The following is a 15,610-nucleotide window of genomic DNA, read 5'->3' as shown; positions in this document are numbered from 1 at the left end:
CCGTGCTCGGACCGCGTCCTCCAATCTGGGTAGAGCCAAAGACCTAAGGCAAAGCCCTAGGCCGGCACCGAAGAGGCGCCATGCAAGCCCAGCGGCAGGGCACGGGGCAGCGCGGCCTGGAGGGGTGGACCGCGCTCCCGCGCAGGGCCATGATCGGCAAACGATGGCCGCACTCACCGTCCGCCTCGTTGTCGTTGCCGCCGCGCTCCTGTTGGCCGTGACAGGGGGCCGGTCCGCCGCGGCCGACGCGTTCGTGGCCGAGCGCCAGCGCATGGCGCAACAGATCGCGGCACACGCGCGCGAGACCCACGCCGACACCGGCAAGCGCGCCTTCGACGCGCGCGTGATGGAGGTCATGGCGAAGGTGCCGCGGCATGCCTTCATTCCCGCCGACCAGCTTCCCTACGCCTACCTGAACCGGCCGCTGCCGATCGGCCACGGACAGACCATCTCGCAGCCCTACATCGTCGCCTTGATGACCGACCTGGCCCGCGCGGAGCCCGGCCACAAGGTGCTCGAAGTCGGCACCGGCTCCGGCTACCAGGCCGCGGTGATGGCGCAGCTGGCCGGCGCGGTCTACAGCATCGAGATCGTCGAGCCGCTCGGTCTGGCGGCCAGGGAGCGGCTGCGGGCGCTGGGCTATCGCAATGTCGAGGTGCGCCTGGGCGACGGCTACCACGGGTGGGAAGAGCATGCGCCCTACGACGCCATCCTCGTCACCGCCGCGGCCAGCCACATCCCGCCGCCGCTCATCCGCCAGCTCAGGGCCGGCGGCCGTATGGTGATTCCGGTGGGCGCGGCCTTCATGGTCCAACAACTGATGCTGGTCGAGAAGAACGCGGACGGGACGGTCTCGACGCGGCAGATCCTGCCGGTGGCCTTCGTGCCGCTGACCGGCAAGCGTTGAGCCGGCGATGGCCGCGACACGCGCGCCGCTGATCGCCGTGGCGCTGATCTCGGCCGCCGCGCTGGCCTACGAGATCGTGCTGATGCGGCTGTTCTCGATCATGCTGTGGCATCACTTCGCCTACATGATCATCAGCCTCGCGCTGCTGGGCTGGGGCGCCAGCGGCGCCGTGCTGACGCTGGCGCAGCATACGGTGCAGCGGCACTTCGCGCCGCTGTTCTGCGCATCCGCCGCGGCTTTCGGGGCCGGCGCCGTCGGCTGCTTCCTGCTCGCGCAGCGCGTGCCCTTCAATCCGCTGGAACTGCTCTGGGATCCGCGCCAGCCCGCGAACCTGCTGGCAATCTACCTGCTGCTCCTGCTGCCCTTCCTGTGCGCCGGCGCCTGCGTGTGCATGGCCCTGTCGCGCTTTCGCGGCAAGCTGGCGCGCATCTACAGTTTCGACATCCTGGGTGCGGGGGCGGGCAGCCTGGGCATCGTGGCCTTGCTGTTCGTGCTCTCGCCGGCCGAGGCCTTGAAGCTGATCGGCGCGCTGGGATTCGCTGCCGCGGCGGTGGCATGGCTCGAATGCGGCCGTCCCAGGCGTTGGCCGGCGCTGCTGCCGATGCTGCCGGCTGCCTTGCTCCTGCTGCTGCCCGCAGTCTGGATCGCGCCCGCCATGTCGCCGTACAAGGAGCTGTCGCAGACCTTGCGCATTCCCGAAGCCCGCGTGATCGAGGAGCGATCGAGCCCCCTCGGGCTGGTCAGCGTGCTCGAGAGCCCGCGCATTCCGCTGCGGCACGCGCCGGGCTTGAGCCTCAACGCGACGGCGGAACCGCCGCCGCAGCTCGCGGTCTTCGTCGACGGCGAGGGACTCAACGCGCTGACCCGCTTCGACGGGCGGCGCGAGAGCCTGGCCCATCTGGACCAGATCAGCTCGGCACTGCCCTACCACCTGCTGCGCCGTCCGCACGTGCTGGTGCTGGGCGCCGGCGCCGGGGCCGACGTGCTGCAGGCCTACTACCACGGCGCGAGCCGGATCGACGCGGTGGAGCTCAATCCGCAAGTGGTCGAGCTGGTGCGGGACCGCTTCGCGGAGCATGCGGGCGGCCTCTACGGGCACATCGCGCGCGTGCATGTGGCCGAAGCGCGTGCCTTCGTCGCGGCCAGCGACGAACGCTACGACCTGATCCAGGTGGCGCTGCTCGATTCCTTCAGCGCTTCGTCGGCCGGCCTCTACGCGCTGGCCGAGAACCATCTCTACACGGTCGAAGCGCTGCAGGACCAGTTGCGGCACCTGCAGCCCGGCGGCCTGCTCGCGATCACGCGCTGGGTCACGCTGCCGCCGCGCGATGCGTTGAAGCTCTTCGCCGCCGCCGTGGCGGCGCTGGAGCGCTCGGGCGCCACCGATCCCGGATCGCAACTCGCGCTGGTGCGCAGCTGGAAGACCAGCACGCTGCTGGTGAAGAACGGCGTGTTCAGCAGCGAGGACATCGCGGCGATCAAGGCCTTCTGCACCGCCCGCTCCTTCGACCTCGGCTTCTATCCCGGCATGCGCCCGGAGGAGGCGAACCGCTACAACGTGGTCGAAGGTCCCGACCTGTTCGATGGCGCGACGGCGCTGCTCGGTCCGGGCCGGGACGCGTTTCTCGAGGACTACAAGTTCCACATCGCGCCGGCAACAGACGACAGGCCGCACTTCTTCCACTTCTTCAAGTGGCGCTCGCTGCCCGAACTGCTGTCGCTCAAGGAGCAAGGCGGCCTGCCGCTTCTGGAATGGGGCTACCCGGTGCTCGTGGCGACGCTCGCTCAAGCGGCGATCGCGAGCCTGCTTCTCATCGGCCTGCCGCTGGCCTGGGTCGGCATCCGGCAGAGCGCCAGGCGCATGCCGCCGCTCGCCGGATCACGCGGCCGCGTGTTGGTCTACTTCATGGCGATCGGCTTCGGCTTCATGTTCATCGAGATCGCGTTCATCCAGAAGTTCGTTCTGTTCCTCGGCCATCCGCTCTATGCGGTGGCGGTGGTGCTGTTCGCCTTCCTGTTGTTCGCGGGCATCGGCAGCCGCGTCGCCGCGCGTGCCGTGCCGGTGGCGGCGGTGGCCGGCGCCATCGCGCTCGCAGCAATGCTGTGCCTGCTGCTGCTTCCCTTGCTCTTCCGCCACGCGATGGGGTGGCCGGAGGCGGCGCGCATCCTGCTCTCTGTCGCGCTCATCGCGCCGCTGGCTTTCTTCATGGGCATGCCCTTCCCGCTCGGCCTGGCGCGCGTGGAGGCCGCGGATGTCCGGCTCGTTCCCTGGGCCTGGGGCATCAACGGCTGCGCGTCGGTCACCGGCGCGGTGCTGGCCACGCTGCTCGCGATCCATCTCGGGTTCACGGCCGTGGTGCTGGCCGCGCTGCTGCTCTACGGGCTTGCGGCTGCGGCGCGTCCTTGACACCATGCACGCATGCCCACCGGTCATTGCCACGCTTCGATGCGCCGCGAGTTCCTGAAGAAGGGGCTCGCGGTACTGGCGCCGGCCCTGCTGTGGCCGGCGCGCGGCCGCGCCCAGCCGACGGCCGCCCCCGCGACCCGGCCGATCCCTTCGACCGGCGAGCAGTTGACCGTGGTGGGCCTGGGCAGTTGGATCACCTTCAACGTCGGCAACGACCGCGTCGCGCGCGATGCCTGCACCGAGGTCATGCGCGCCTTCTTCGAAGCCGGCGGACGCATGATCGATTCATCGCCGATGTACGGCTCCTCGCAGGCCGTCATCGGCGAAGGCCTGGGCCGCATCGGCAGCGCGGGGCGCGTGTTCGCGGCCGACAAGGTCTGGATCGGCTCGCGCGCGCGCGGGCCGGGCCAGATCGAGGAATCGCGCCGCCTGTGGAGGTTTTCGCGCTTCGACCTGCTGCAGGTGCACAACCTGCTCGCCTGGGAAGAGCATCTGACTACGCTGTTCGCGATGAAGGCGGCCGGCCGGCTGCGCTACGTCGGCATCACCACCTCGGAAGGCCGGCGCCATCGCGAGATCGAATCGATCATGCGCAGCCAGGCTATCGACTTCGTGCAGATCAGCTACAACCTGCTCGACCGCGAGGTCGAGGAGCGCATCCTGCCGCTGGCGCGCGAGCGCGGCATCGCGGTGATCGCCAACCGGCCTTTCCGCGAAGGTGCGCTGCTGCGCGGGTTGCAGCGCCATCCGCTGCCGCCCTGGGCGGCCGAGATCGGCTGCGACGGCTGGGCGCAGTTCGCGCTCAAGTTCATCGTCTCGCATCCGGCCGTGACCTGCGCCATTCCCGCCACCAGCAGCGTGGCGCACGTGCGGCAGAACATGGGCGCGGCCCTCGGCCGCATGCCCGATGCCGCGATGCGCCGGCGCATGGTTGCGCACGTCGAGGCGTTGTAGCCGCATGTGGGAGTGGTGGAGCTACCGGCCGTCGGATTTCCTGCTGTTCTCGGCGCGCACCTACCATCGGCTCTTCGAGCTCTACAACGCCGAGCTCTGGCCGGCGCACCTCCTCGCCCTGGTGATCGGGTTGGCGGTGCTGTACACAGCGCTGCAAGGCGGGGTGCAGGCGGCGCGGGTGGCCTGCCTGCTGCTCGCGGCCTGCTGGCTGTGGGTGGCCTGGGCCTTCCATCTGCAGCGCTACGCCGCCATCAACTGGGCGGCGACAGGGTTCGCCGCGGCCTTCGCGATCGAGGGCCTGCTGCTCCTCCTGTTCGGCGTGTTCGGCGCACGCATTCACATCCGGACGCAGCGCGGCTGGAGCGGCAATCTCGGCCTCGGCCTGCTCGTCTTTGCGCTCGTCATCCAGCCCTGGCTCGGCATGCTGCTCTTCGGCAGGCCGTGGCGCGAGGCCGAGCTGTTCGGCATGGCGCCGGACCCGACCGCGCTCGCGACACTGGGCCTGCTGCTCCTCTTGCGGCCGCTCGCACCGTTGGCATGGATGCTGTGGCCGATCCCGCTGCTGTGGTGCCTGATCGGCGCGACGACCCAGTGCACGCTTGCGGGAGTCATGGCTATTTCCAGCATCGACCACGGTCCGCGGCATACTTGAACCGGTCACAACTCGCCTGAATCCTACCGAATGGACAAAGAAGTCGATCCCGCAGTGCTTGCGGTCATCAATGAAAAGCGCCTGTTAGGCGAGAAGCGCACTCCCGTCGACATCATCGCCAAGATGGGTGTGTTCGATGCAAGGCAGAAAGCGTCCGACTACGCCTGGCTGGCGACGGGCGACAACGTCATCGCAACCATTTGGGCCGAGTTCGTGAGCATCGGAGCCGGCGGGCGGTGGTTCTATCTCGAGTCTCTGGATACGCAGCATCGGATTGGCGGCGGAGAGCGCACCGCTCTGCAAATTCAGCGCGCCAAAGACAGACTCATATTGCTCAAGCGCTCGCTGGACGCAGCTCAGGGGTTCCGGGCCGTACTGCAGACGAACCGGGTACCCATCCTCGATCTGGAAAACGACAAAGCCGCCAAGGTTTCGATGCGGGTGGCGGATGACGAAGAATGGCACGTCGCCACGTGGGATGCCGATCAAAAAGTTGCACTGCTGGTTCGCGGCCGACGTGGGTGGCTACCGACCGAGGAAGACTTGCAAGCTGCCCGGGCGCGGGGTGGCGTGCCGGCTGCGGCGCCGGAGGGCCCATCGGGCCAGGCATCTCGAGAAGAGGTCCAGGCAGCCGCGATTGCCTACCTGACGCGTCACTTCGCGGGCTACGGGTACAAGACCGAGAACGTGGCAGGCCAGAACCTTGGCTACGACATCGAGGTGTCGGACAAGAAGGGCGTCACTTTGCTCAAGCTCGCGGTGAAGGGCACCTCGGCTGGGATGGCCGGCTTCCAGCTCACGGGTGAGGAGCGCGCGTGCGCAAAGCGGGGGGATCCCTGGCGGCTTGCGGTGGTCACGGACGCGCTCGGCCCCGCGGCGCAGCACAAACTCTACAAGCCCTCCGAGGTTGACAAAGCACCCGGCCTCGAACCGCTGCTTGAATAGCAAGCGTTGACGTCGCCCACGGAAGGCGCCGACGTGAGTGGAATCGCTCCGGACTTCAACCGCATGTTGGCGACTTACGAAGAAACCCGCCATCGAGGCGGGTTTCAGGGCGATGCGGGAGGAAGGGGCGAACCCCTTGGAGCAAAGCTCCCGTGGCGGGATGAGCCACTGAGTCCACCGTTGCATCACGAAGGTCTGATCGGCCCCTGCACAGGAAGTTCCGCGCCATTTCGCCGTCGGTGCGGCGTCGCGGGGAAACGCGCTGCGCAGGCGTACAGTCGCGTGTCGGCATGTCGTTTCTGTGCGCGTCTCGGCTACTGATGGAGACCTTACCCGCCCGTCGGGTATGTCACCAACCCTTTCACCGGAGGGTACCCATGAGCGAAAGATCCCAAATCGACGAAGCACGCTTTGCGCAAGCCGTGCATCTCGTTGCCGCAGCCGTGTCCGCCAGTTCGCTGAGCAGCGATCGGAGCTTTGATGCGCAAACTCACCAAGACGTCCTTCGAGTGGCGCTGATTCGCGCGTACCAGACGCTTGGGGATGCGCGTGACGAGATTGAGGGTCATTTGCGAGGTCCGGATTGACCTGGTGGACCAGACCCTCCCGACAGGGGTCGCAATGCAAAGGAGACTGCCATGGAACTGACAACCGTCCCGATCGACAAGCCGACGGACCTCAACTTCATCCTCGGCCAGTCGCACTTCATCAAGACGATCGAGGACCTGCATGAGGCGATCGTGCAGACAGTGCCCCAGATGAAGTTCGGCATCGCGTTTTGCGAGTCAAGCGGGCCCGCCCTGGTGCGTCGGAGCGGGAATGACACGGAACTCATCGAGTTGGCGCAAAAAAATGCCCTGGCGCTGAGTTGCGGACATTGCTTCATCGTCTTCATGACCGGCGGATTTCCGATCAATATCCTCAACACGATCAAAGCGGTACCGGAGGTTTGCGCCATTTACTGCGCGACGGCCAATCCGGTGGAGGTCATCGTGGCCGACACCGGGAACGGGCGAGGAATTCTCGGTGTTGTCGATGGCGCCACGAGCAAGGGAATCGAAACCGAGGCCGACGTCGAAGCGCGCAAGAAGATGCTGCGCCAGTTCGGCTACAAGCTCTGAGCGGCGAGCAGGCGCGGTCCAGCTCAGCTCGGGTGTTGGTTCCGGAACGCCGCCTCTCCGGCGTCCGACACCTCGACCCACTTCTTGTCGGGCGCTGCGTCTGCGACGTAGTTGTCGTGCCAGTTCCACCACTTGTAGGTCGGAGTCTGAGGATAGCCCTCGGGCGAGTCTTCCCAGACCTCCTGCCGGCCCAGCGGCGTGATGTCGAGGTAGTTCCAGGTGCTCCCCATCTGCTCGTCGCCGCGGTTGTTGATGAAGTAGGTGCGGAACACGCGGTCGCCGTCGCGGTAGAACACGTTCGTGCCGTGCCACTCGTCCACGCCGAAGTCGGCGTCGAAGCTGTCGGTGAGGGTGAACCACGGCATCTCCCAGCCCATCCGCGCCTTCAGCCGCGCAATGTCCGGCTGAGGCGCGCGCGAGACGAAGACGAGGGTGGTGTCACGGGCGTTCAGGTGGGCTACGTGGGCGGCCTGGTCGGCCACCATGGAGCAGCCCCGGCACGCGTGGTCGGGCCAGCCGAACACTCCCGGCTCGAAGAAGGCGCGGTAGACGATCAACTGGCGCCGACCCTCGAACAGGTCGAGCAGGCTGGCCTTGCCCGCAGGCCCCTCGAATGCATACGCCGTCTCCACGGCCATCCACGGCATTCGCCGGCGCTCGGCGGCCAGGGCGTCACGCGCGCGGGTCTGGGCCTTTTCCTTCAAGAGCAGCTGCTCGCGGGCCGCCTCCCACGCCTGCGATGACACGACCGGTGGTGTGTGCATGGCAGGCTGGCCGCCTTTCCGTCCGTTCTCGGTTGACGTAGTCATGGCAGAAATCTCCTGATTGGGCGAATTCCCGCGCCTCGTGGCTGAAGCGCGATTCCATTCGCTGCTCATCGCTCGTTGGTCGTGAGACAGTTTGGCACCGGAAATCGAACGCTGGGAGTAACAAGTGTGGCGGGATTCCGATGGAGTAGTTGGATGGCTCGGCGACCCACTCCGGTCTTCGACAGCCTGCTTCACATTTGAGATTTTCGCAATCGAGGCTAGGCTGGCGGCATGGACCGCCTGCCCCCGCTGAATGCCTTGCGCGCCTTCGAGGCCGCGGCGCGGCACCTGAGCATCACCGTCGCTGCGGGCGAACTGCACGTCACGCCCGGCGCGGTGAGCCGCCAGATCAAGCTGCTGGAGGACACGCTGGGCCTGCAGCTGCTGCACCGCGGGCACCGGCAGATCTCGCTGACGCGGGCCGGCGCGGACTACTTCCGTGCCGTGACCAAGGCCGTCGATGCGTTGCGCGAGGCCACCCGGCGGCTCACGCGACGCACGCAGCGCAAGCAGCTCAAGGTGCGCTCGTACACGACCTTCGCGATGCGCTGGCTCATTCCGCGGCTTTCCGGATTCCACCAGGCCCATCCGGACATCGAGGTGCTCCTGACCGCCTCGCTGGACGAAGTCGACTTCCGCAAGGAGGATCTCGACGCGGCGATCCGCCTGGGCGACGGCAAGTGGCCCGGCGCGAACAGCCACATGCTGGTTGCCAACATCCTCGCGCCGGTGTGCAGCCCCGAACTCCTCAAAGGCCGCACCAAGCTGCGCAAGCCCGCGGATTTGCGCCACTTCACCTTGCTGCACTCGATCGCCCGGCCCGATGACTGGGGCTACTGGCTGGACGCCAACGGCGTGGCGCCGCAGGTCGACAGCGCTGCGGGCATGACCTACCAAAGCTCCGCGATGGCCTATGCTGCCGCCATCGAAGGACAAGGACTGGCCATGGCACAGCTTTTCCTGGTCGAGGACGACCTGCGCGAGGGCAAGCTGGTCATGCCCCTCAAGAAGACGCTCGACATGGGCAGCTATACCTACTATCTGCTGACGCCGGCCGGGCGGCCGGAGAGCGCATCCATGAAGCAGTTCCGGACCTGGATGCTCGCGCAGTTCGCGCTGCCAGAGGCCTAGGATGCCGGGCAGGACACGACGCGATCCGCGAGCAGTCGCTCGATGTGCATCGCGTCGTAACCCGCCGCCGCCAGGATCTCGCGTGTGTGCTGCCCTCGGCGCGGCGCTGGCGCGTGCGGCAGGCGGTTGGTCTCGGCGCTGTTGATCGGGAAACCCGGCGTCCGGACCGCGCCTGCAGCCGGATCGTCGAGCGTGGCGATCATCTGGTTGGCGGCCACCTGCGGATGCCGCTCGACATCGCCGTAGTTCGCGACGCGCGCACACAGGATGTCGGCGGCGTTGAGTTCGGCCAGCCAATGGTCGGTCGAGCGGGTGCGGAATGCCTCGGCCAGGGCGGCACGCATCGCACCGCGGTGGGCCACGCGCAGGGGCGAGCTGGCGAAGCGTTCGTCGCCGATCAGTTGCGGAAGTGCCAGCGCTTCGCACAGCCGGTCCCAGCGCCCGCCGTTGTACGCGGCCACCATGATCCAGCCGTCGGCGGTTTCGAAAGCCTCGTTGGGAGCCGAGTACGGCGCCGCGCTGCCCATGCGCTGCGGGAGCTCGCCTTCCGAGAGATAGCTGGTGAACGAAGACTGCTGCAATGCAAGGGCCGCGTTCATCAGGTTCACGTCGAGATAGCCGCCCTGCCCGCTTTCCGTGCGCTGCTGCAGCTGGGCCAGCACGCCCACGCAGGCCACATAGCCCGTGACGACATCGACCACCGGCGCCTGCACCTTGCCCGGCTCGGCGCCGGGCGATCCGATCAGGCTCATCAAGCCGCTGTCGGCCTGCAGGATGCCGTCGACGCCGGCGCGGTCGGCATACGGGCCGCTCTGTCCGTAGGCGGAGATGGAGCAGTACACCAGGCGCGGATGGTCGGCCGCGAGCTGCGTGTAGCCGAGGCCGAGCCGCTCCATGACGCCGGGCCGCATGCTTTCGATCACGACGTCGGCTTGCGCGATCAGCGTGCGAGCGACGGCCATGCCTTCGGGGGCCTTGAGGTCCAGGCACAGCCCGAGCTTGTTGCGGTTGAAGGCGTGGAACAGCGCGCTGTCGTCGCCGATCCACGGCGGGCCGAGCGTGCGTCCGAGTTCGCCCTCGGGCGCCTCGACCTTGATCACGCGGGCGCCCATGTCGGCCAGCAGCATCGAGCAGGTGGGCCCGGCGCCGATCTGCGTGAAGTCGATGACCTTCAGGCTCTCGAGTGCAGTGCGCAGCATGGCGATGTCTCCTTCATGGTTCAGTTCGGCTGGCGCCTGAAAGCCCCTTGGGCCGTGGCGATGACGGTGCCGTCGTCGGCGACCAGCTCGGCACTCGCGAAGTAGACGCGTCTGCCGCCGCCCGTCACGCGCCCGCTCGCCTGGACTTCGCCCCGGTTCACACGGGCGAGATAGCTGATCGACAGCGTCAAGGTCAGCGCATTGACCGGCGCCGCTTCGCCGTGCGCCATGAGTCCGGCGTAGCCGCAGGCCGCATCGAGCAGCGTGGCGGTCACGCCGCCCTGAAGACTGGCCTGGCGGTTGAGATGCCGGCCCTCGAGCGCGAGCGCCAGGCTGCATCGGCCGGGACTCCATTCGACGAGCCGGATGCCCAGGTGCTCGAGCAGCGGGTTGTCGAGCTGCAACGCAGGACCGGCGCTCATTGCTCGATCTTCAGCTTGAGTTCGCTGACCAGGCGTGCCCAGCGAAGCAGGTCCTTGTCGAGCAGCTGCCTGGCCTCTGCGGGACTGGAAGAGCGGGTCTCGAAACCCTGCTTGGCCAGGCGCGCCTGGACCTCGGGGGTCTTGAGCGCTTCCACCACCGCGGCATTGAGCTTGTCGATGACCGGCTTCGGGGTCTGCGCCGGAGCGAGCAGGCTGTACCAGAGCGAGGCCTCGTAGTTCTTGAAACCGACCTCGCCGAAGGTCGGAAGCTGCGGCAACGCGGCCGATTTGGCCTGTCCCGCGATGCCGAGCGCGCGCAGCTTGCCGCTCTCGATGAAGGGGAGCACCGAGGCCATGGTGCCGAAAGCCAGCTGCACCTGCCCACCGATCACGTCGGCGATGGCAGGCGCGGTGCCGCGGTAAGGCACGTGAACCAGTTGCGTCTTCGCCATGTTGGCGAACACCTCGCCCGCCAGGTGCTGCGGCGTGCCGTTGCCGGGGCTGCTGTACGCCAGCTTGCCGCTGTGGGCCTTGGCGTACTGCACGAATTCGGCAAGCGTCCGGTAGGGCTCGGCCGGGTTGGCCACCAGCACGATCGGCACCGAGGCCAGCAGGCTGACCGGCGCGAAGTCTTTCTCCAGCTTGAACGGCGTCTTGACACCGATGGCGGGGTTGATGGTCACCTGGTTGGAAGCCAGCAGCAAGGTATACCCATCGGCCGGCGCACGCGCCACGATGTCGGTGCCGAGGTTGCCGCCCGCCCCCGGCCGGTTGTCGACCACCACGGCCTGACCGAGAATTTCCGTGAGGCGCGGAGCGATGGCGCGCGCCAGGATGTCGTTGCCGCCGCCGGGCGCGAACGGCACCACGAGCGTGATCGCCTTCGCCGGATACGGTGGCTGCTGCGCATGGCCGAGCGGCCAGGTGCCGAGCGCGGCGGCCGCGGCCGCGAGCGCCAGCAACGAACGGCGGTGTGTGGGATGGGTGTTCATGCGTGTCTCCTTGGAATCGATGTTCAGCGGCCCACATAGCGGGGCGGGCGTTTCTCGGTGAAGGCCCTGCGGCCCTCGATGCGGTCTTGCGTATCTCGCAGCACGCCCCAGTACAGCTCGGTGAGCTGCTGCGCGTCGGCTTCGCCGAGGTGTGCCGTCTGGCGCGACAGCTTCTTCACGGCCTGCACCGCCAGCGGCGCGTTGCCGGCGATGCGCCGCGCCAGCGCGAAGGCGCGGTCGAGCAGCGCGGCGGGCTCTTCCACCAGCTCCGACACCAGCCCGATGCGCTGCGCGGTGCTCGCATCGATGCGCTCCGCCGTCAGCACCATCTGCATCGCATGCGCCGACGGCACGGCCTTGAGCAGGCGGTGCAGGCCGGACACCGCCGGAATCGAGCCGACGGCCGTCTCCGGCAAGCCGAAGCTCGCGCGGGCCGAGGCAATGCGCAGGTCGCACTGGAGCGCCAGCTCCAGCCCGGCGCCGAGGCAATGGCCGTTGACGGCCGCGATGAGCGGCTTGAACACGCAAAGGTCGCTCAGGTCCATGAGCCGGATGTACAGGCCCATGTCGGCTGCCGGCGCGGACGCGCGGAACAATGCTTCGGCATACGGTGCAGGCGATGTCTGCGTGCCCTTGAGATCGGCGCCGGCGCAGAAGGCCCTGCTCCCTGCGCCGGTGAGGATCGCGACGCGCAGGTCGTCGCGATCGCGGACCTCGACCAGGCACCGGCGCAGGTCTCTCAGCGCAGCCAGGTCCAGCGCATTCAACGCTTCGGGCCGGTCCAGCGTGATCAGCGCGACCTGGTCTTTGACATCCAGACGAACGGTCATGAGGAGCTCCTAGACGCTGGGCGATGACAGGCTGCGGCCGCCGCAAACATAGAGGGTCTGCCCGGTCACGTAGGACGCCGCCGGATCGAGGAAGAACTCGACCGCCAGCGCGATGTCGTCCGCCGTGCCGATGCGGCGCACCGGCACCGAGTCCTTGAGCCGCGCCTGCACATCCGGGGCGAAGTTGCGAAACAGCGGGGTGTCGACGATGCCGGGCGCCACCGCGTTGACGGTCACGCCCTTGGCGGCGAACTCGATGGCCAGGCTCCGCGTCAGGCTCACCACGCCACCCTTGGCCGCCGAGTAGTTGGCCTGGCCGAAGCCGCCGAGCCAGGCGCGCGAGGAGAGGTTGACGATGCGGCCGAAGCCGCGCTCCACCATGCCCGGCAGCGCCGCGCGGCAGCAAACGAACTGCGACCGCAGGTTGGAGTCGATGACGATGTCCCAGTCCTCGTCGGTCATCTTCAGGAAGCGCTTATCGCGCACCGCACCCGCGTTGTTGACGAGAAAGTCGACGCGGCCTGCGCTTGCAAGAACGCTGGCGAAGGCCGCATCGACGGCCTTGGAGTCGGTCAGGTCCACGGCAACGCCCATGGCCTTGTGCCCGTCTTGTTGCAAGGCGGCCACAGCAGCGTCGAGCGCCGCGCCATCGCGGTCGAGCAAGGCGACGGTAAGGTCCTGCGCAGCGAGCCGGCTCGCGATGCCGAGGCCAATGCCTCGGGCGGCGCCGGTGACCACCGCCACGTGTTCGGGGTTGAATCTTCTTTCGCCCATCTCACACTCCCAGCAGGTGAACGGATGACGCGGCATGGTCGACGCCGGCAATGCCGCCGCCGGTGCATTGGGTCAGGCCGACCTTCGCGCCCTCGACCTGGCGTGCGCCGGCCCGGCCTTGCAGCTGCCACATCAGCTCGACCATCTGCGCGACGCCGGTGGCGCCGAGCGGGTGGCCCTTGGCGAGCAGCCCGCCGCTGGGGTTCACCGGCACGCGGCCGCCCAATCGCGTGGCGCCGGATTGCAGCAAGGCAACAGCCTCTCCGCGCGGCGCGAGACCCAAGGCCTCGTAGTACAGCAGTTCGGCGATGGTGAAGGCGTCGTGCAGCTCCACCACGTCGAGGTCCTGCGGGCCGAGGCCGGCTTGTTCGTAGGCCTGGCGTGCCGCACGGGCCGTGATCTCGGCATCGAGGATGTCGTCGTCGGCCCGTTCGCGAATGCCCGACACCACCACGGAAGACAGCAGCTTCACAGGCGTGCGCCCTGCCGGGCGGCGCGTGCGCAGCACCACGGCGGCCGCGCCATCGACCTGCGAAGGGCAGCACTGCAGCAGCGTCAGCGGATCGGCGATCATGCGCGAGGCCAGCACCTCCTCGACCGTGGTCTCGGTGCGCTGCTGGGCGTATTCGTTCAGAGAACCGTGGCGGCGGTTCTTCACCGCGACGGCCGCCAGGTCGGCCGGCGTGGCAGATCGCTCATGCAGGAAGCGCGTGCCGCGCATCGCGTACACGGCCGGCAGCACCATGCCCGCCTTTGCATAGAGCTCGGTCTTGTGGTCGTTGCGCTGCAGCGGGATGGTGCCGCCGCCGAGCGCGGTGAGCTGCTCGATGCCGAACACCAGCACCGTGTCGTACTGCTCGGCCAGCATCGCGTGCCGTGCCAAGTGGACCGCCGTGGCGCCGCTGGCGCAGGCGTTCTCGACGTTGTAGACCGGAATTCCGCCGAAGCCGAGATCGCGGACGATGAGCTGGCCCAGGATCATGCCGCCGAGCACGTTGGCGCAGTAGATGGCCTGGATGTCGCGCGCCTCGACGCCCGCGTCGTCCATTGCCTTCAGGATGGCGTGCTGCGCGAGCTCGGGAGCGAGCACGCCGCTGTGGCGGCCGAAGGGCGTCATGGCGCCGCCGGTGATGAAGATGTCTTTCATGCCGATGCTCCTTCGACCGCCTCGAACACGTAGCCGAACTGCTCGTCTGGCACTGCGCGATAGCGCTCGCCGATGGCCGGGCGCGCCTTGCCTTGCAGCCGGCCGAAGATGCGCACTGGGCCGGGCAGGTCCACATAGCCGAGCGCGTAAGGCGCCAGCCCGCTCTTGGCCGCCGGATGGATGACCGTGAAGCTGTAGACCTCGCCGATCGAGGGCAGTGCGACCGGCGCGTGCCGCGCGGCCAGCGGCGAAGCATCGGGAAAGGCAGGAAAAATCAGCTCGCCGGTATCGGCGGCGCGCGAGGCGAGCAGGCCGGCGTCGGGCTCAGGGCTCCACAGCGGGTAGGGTGCGACGTACATAGATCTCCTTGTGGCCGACACCGCGAAGATGGCATCGGATGGAGCTATGGTTGTCCTTCCGGCGCTCGCCGACAAACGACTTCTGTGGCTCTGTCGCTTGAGGAAATCTCAACTGAGCAAGCGCAAACACCGCTGCGCGCTCAGCGCGCAGTGGCGGCGTCGAGCACGAAGGACGTGGCCTTGCGCCACCATGCATCGTCGACGCGCCCCGGCCAGTCGTTGTGGCCGGCCGCCTCGATCACCACCAGCCGCCTGGGCTCGGGAAGCGCGTCGTAAAGCGCGCGGCCGAAGCGCGCCGGCACGATGTTGTCGCGCTCGGCGATGGCGACCAGAACCGGGCGGCCGAAGGAGGCGAGATGCGCGGCGCTGTCGTAGCGATCGCGCAGCAGCCAGCTCACTGGCAGCCATGGGTAGTGATGGCCCGCGACGTTCTCGAGCCGGTCCCACGGCGTGATCAGCAGCAGGCCCGCCACCTTGTCGCGCTGGCGTGCGGCCGCCGCGGCCGCGACACCCGCGCCCAGCGATTCGCCGACCACGAGCAGCGGCGCGCCATGCGCTCGATGCGCCTGCACGATGCTTTGTTCGGCATCGTCGACCAGATGGCGTTCGCCCATCTCTCCGCCGCGCGGGCCGTAGCCAGGGTACTCGGCCAGGATCACGCGCAGCCCCAGGCCCGTGAGCGCACGGGCGTAGTACGCGCGATGCCCGGCATGCCCCGCGTTGCCGTGAAAGACGATGGCGGTGCCGCGCGCTACGCCCGCCGGCTCCGCGACCAGGCCGCGGAAGTCCTCTGCCGAAGGCCAGGCCTTCAGTCCGCCGGACACCATGTCCGCGACCGTGGCCTTGGCCGGGAAGTAGAGCAGGCGGTCCTGGAACATGGCGACTCCTGCCAGCCCGATCAGGCAGGCGATGGCGAGCTTCAAGAGCAGTTTCATCGGCATCGCGTTCACTCCGCGCCGCG

The 15,610-nt window shown here is 68.1% G+C and carries 17 protein-coding genes; 8 read left to right on the top strand and 9 right to left on the bottom strand.

Annotation, left to right across the window (positions count from 1 at the left end; all coding sequences use genetic code 11):
- The first annotated feature begins 163 nt into the window (after positions 1-163).
- The 7 genes from ACSQ9I_RS08465 (at position 164) to ACSQ9I_RS08435 (ending at position 6,986) form a co-directional block, all read left to right on the top strand.
- Positions 164-907 carry a protein-L-isoaspartate(D-aspartate) O-methyltransferase gene (locus tag ACSQ9I_RS08465; RefSeq protein ID WP_436312838.1) on the top strand — a complete coding sequence of 248 codons (744 nt, stop codon included), beginning with the start codon at positions 164-166 and terminating at the stop codon, positions 905-907.
- Between the two features lie 7 nt (positions 908-914).
- Positions 915-3,314, top strand: a complete 2,400-nt coding sequence (locus ACSQ9I_RS08460; RefSeq protein ID WP_436312837.1) for a spermidine synthase — start codon at positions 915-917, stop codon at positions 3,312-3,314.
- A gap of 12 nt (positions 3,315-3,326) precedes the next feature.
- Positions 3,327-4,268, top strand: a complete 942-nt coding sequence (locus ACSQ9I_RS08455) for an aldo/keto reductase (protein WP_436312836.1) — start codon at positions 3,327-3,329, stop codon at positions 4,266-4,268.
- Between the two features lie 4 nt (positions 4,269-4,272).
- Complete coding sequence (locus ACSQ9I_RS08450; RefSeq protein WP_436312835.1) at positions 4,273-4,920, top strand: DUF6064 family protein; 648 nt, start codon at positions 4,273-4,275, stop codon at positions 4,918-4,920.
- Between the two features lie 30 nt (positions 4,921-4,950).
- Entirely contained in the window at positions 4,951-5,865 is a 915-nt protein-coding gene (locus tag ACSQ9I_RS08445; RefSeq protein ID WP_436308741.1) for a protein NO VEIN domain-containing protein, read from the top strand.
- 377 nt (positions 5,866-6,242) lie between these two features.
- Positions 6,243-6,452: a hypothetical protein gene (locus tag ACSQ9I_RS08440; RefSeq protein WP_139191603.1), complete on the top strand. Its 210-nt coding sequence runs from the start codon at positions 6,243-6,245 to the stop codon at positions 6,450-6,452.
- Positions 6,453-6,503: 51 nt separating this feature from the next.
- Positions 6,504-6,986 carry an adenosine-specific kinase gene (locus ACSQ9I_RS08435; RefSeq protein ID WP_436312834.1) on the top strand — a complete coding sequence of 161 codons (483 nt, stop codon included), beginning with the start codon at positions 6,504-6,506 and terminating at the stop codon, positions 6,984-6,986.
- A gap of 23 nt (positions 6,987-7,009) precedes the next feature.
- On the opposite strand, the gene ACSQ9I_RS08430 is transcribed toward ACSQ9I_RS08435, so the two are convergent.
- Positions 7,010-7,795 (bottom strand): DUF899 domain-containing protein, encoded by a 786-nt coding sequence (locus ACSQ9I_RS08430; RefSeq protein ID WP_436312833.1) that lies wholly within the window; start codon positions 7,793-7,795, stop codon positions 7,010-7,012.
- A gap of 231 nt (positions 7,796-8,026) precedes the next feature.
- Here ACSQ9I_RS08430 and gcvA point away from each other — a divergent pair, with 231 nt between their 5' ends.
- On the top strand, positions 8,027-8,926 hold the full coding sequence (gene gcvA, locus ACSQ9I_RS08425) for a transcriptional regulator GcvA (RefSeq protein WP_436312832.1): 900 nt from the start codon (positions 8,027-8,029) through the stop codon (positions 8,924-8,926).
- Here gcvA and ACSQ9I_RS08420 read toward each other — a convergent pair.
- The 8 genes from ACSQ9I_RS08420 to ACSQ9I_RS08385 form a co-directional block, all read right to left on the bottom strand.
- Positions 8,923-10,125, bottom strand: coding sequence for a CaiB/BaiF CoA transferase family protein (locus ACSQ9I_RS08420; protein ID WP_436312831.1), 1,203 nt, complete (start codon positions 10,123-10,125; stop codon positions 8,923-8,925). The two genes, gcvA and ACSQ9I_RS08420, sit on opposite strands and share 4 nt — an antisense overlap.
- A gap of 20 nt (positions 10,126-10,145) precedes the next feature.
- Entirely contained in the window at positions 10,146-10,547 is a 402-nt protein-coding gene (locus ACSQ9I_RS08415) for a PaaI family thioesterase (RefSeq protein WP_436312830.1), read from the bottom strand.
- Complete coding sequence (locus ACSQ9I_RS08410; RefSeq protein WP_436312829.1) at positions 10,544-11,539, bottom strand: tripartite tricarboxylate transporter substrate binding protein; 996 nt, start codon at positions 11,537-11,539, stop codon at positions 10,544-10,546. Before ACSQ9I_RS08410 ends, ACSQ9I_RS08415 begins: the two co-directional genes overlap by 4 nt.
- 23 nt (positions 11,540-11,562) lie before the next feature.
- Positions 11,563-12,369 carry an enoyl-CoA hydratase/isomerase family protein gene (locus tag ACSQ9I_RS08405; RefSeq protein ID WP_436312828.1) on the bottom strand — a complete coding sequence of 269 codons (807 nt, stop codon included), beginning with the start codon at positions 12,367-12,369 and terminating at the stop codon, positions 11,563-11,565.
- Between the two features lie 9 nt (positions 12,370-12,378).
- Entirely contained in the window at positions 12,379-13,143 is a 765-nt protein-coding gene (locus ACSQ9I_RS08400; RefSeq protein ID WP_436312827.1) for an SDR family NAD(P)-dependent oxidoreductase, read from the bottom strand.
- A gap of 1 nt (position 13,144) precedes the next feature.
- On the bottom strand, positions 13,145-14,290 hold the full coding sequence (locus ACSQ9I_RS08395) for a thiolase family protein (RefSeq protein WP_436312826.1): 1,146 nt from the start codon (positions 14,288-14,290) through the stop codon (positions 13,145-13,147).
- Positions 14,287-14,649, bottom strand: a complete 363-nt coding sequence (locus tag ACSQ9I_RS08390; RefSeq protein ID WP_436303287.1) for a Zn-ribbon domain-containing OB-fold protein — start codon at positions 14,647-14,649, stop codon at positions 14,287-14,289. Before ACSQ9I_RS08390 ends, ACSQ9I_RS08395 begins: the two co-directional genes overlap by 4 nt.
- A 140-nt stretch (positions 14,650-14,789) precedes the next feature.
- Positions 14,790-15,584, bottom strand: a complete 795-nt coding sequence (locus ACSQ9I_RS08385; protein ID WP_436312825.1) for an alpha/beta hydrolase — start codon at positions 15,582-15,584, stop codon at positions 14,790-14,792.
- Positions 15,585-15,610 lie beyond the last annotated feature (26 nt).

This window comes from Variovorax sp. LjRoot84 (assembly GCF_964254305.1).
Lineage (GTDB): Bacteria > Pseudomonadota > Gammaproteobacteria > Burkholderiales > Burkholderiaceae_C > Variovorax.
This window is presented reverse-complemented; position numbering and strand designations above follow the sequence as displayed.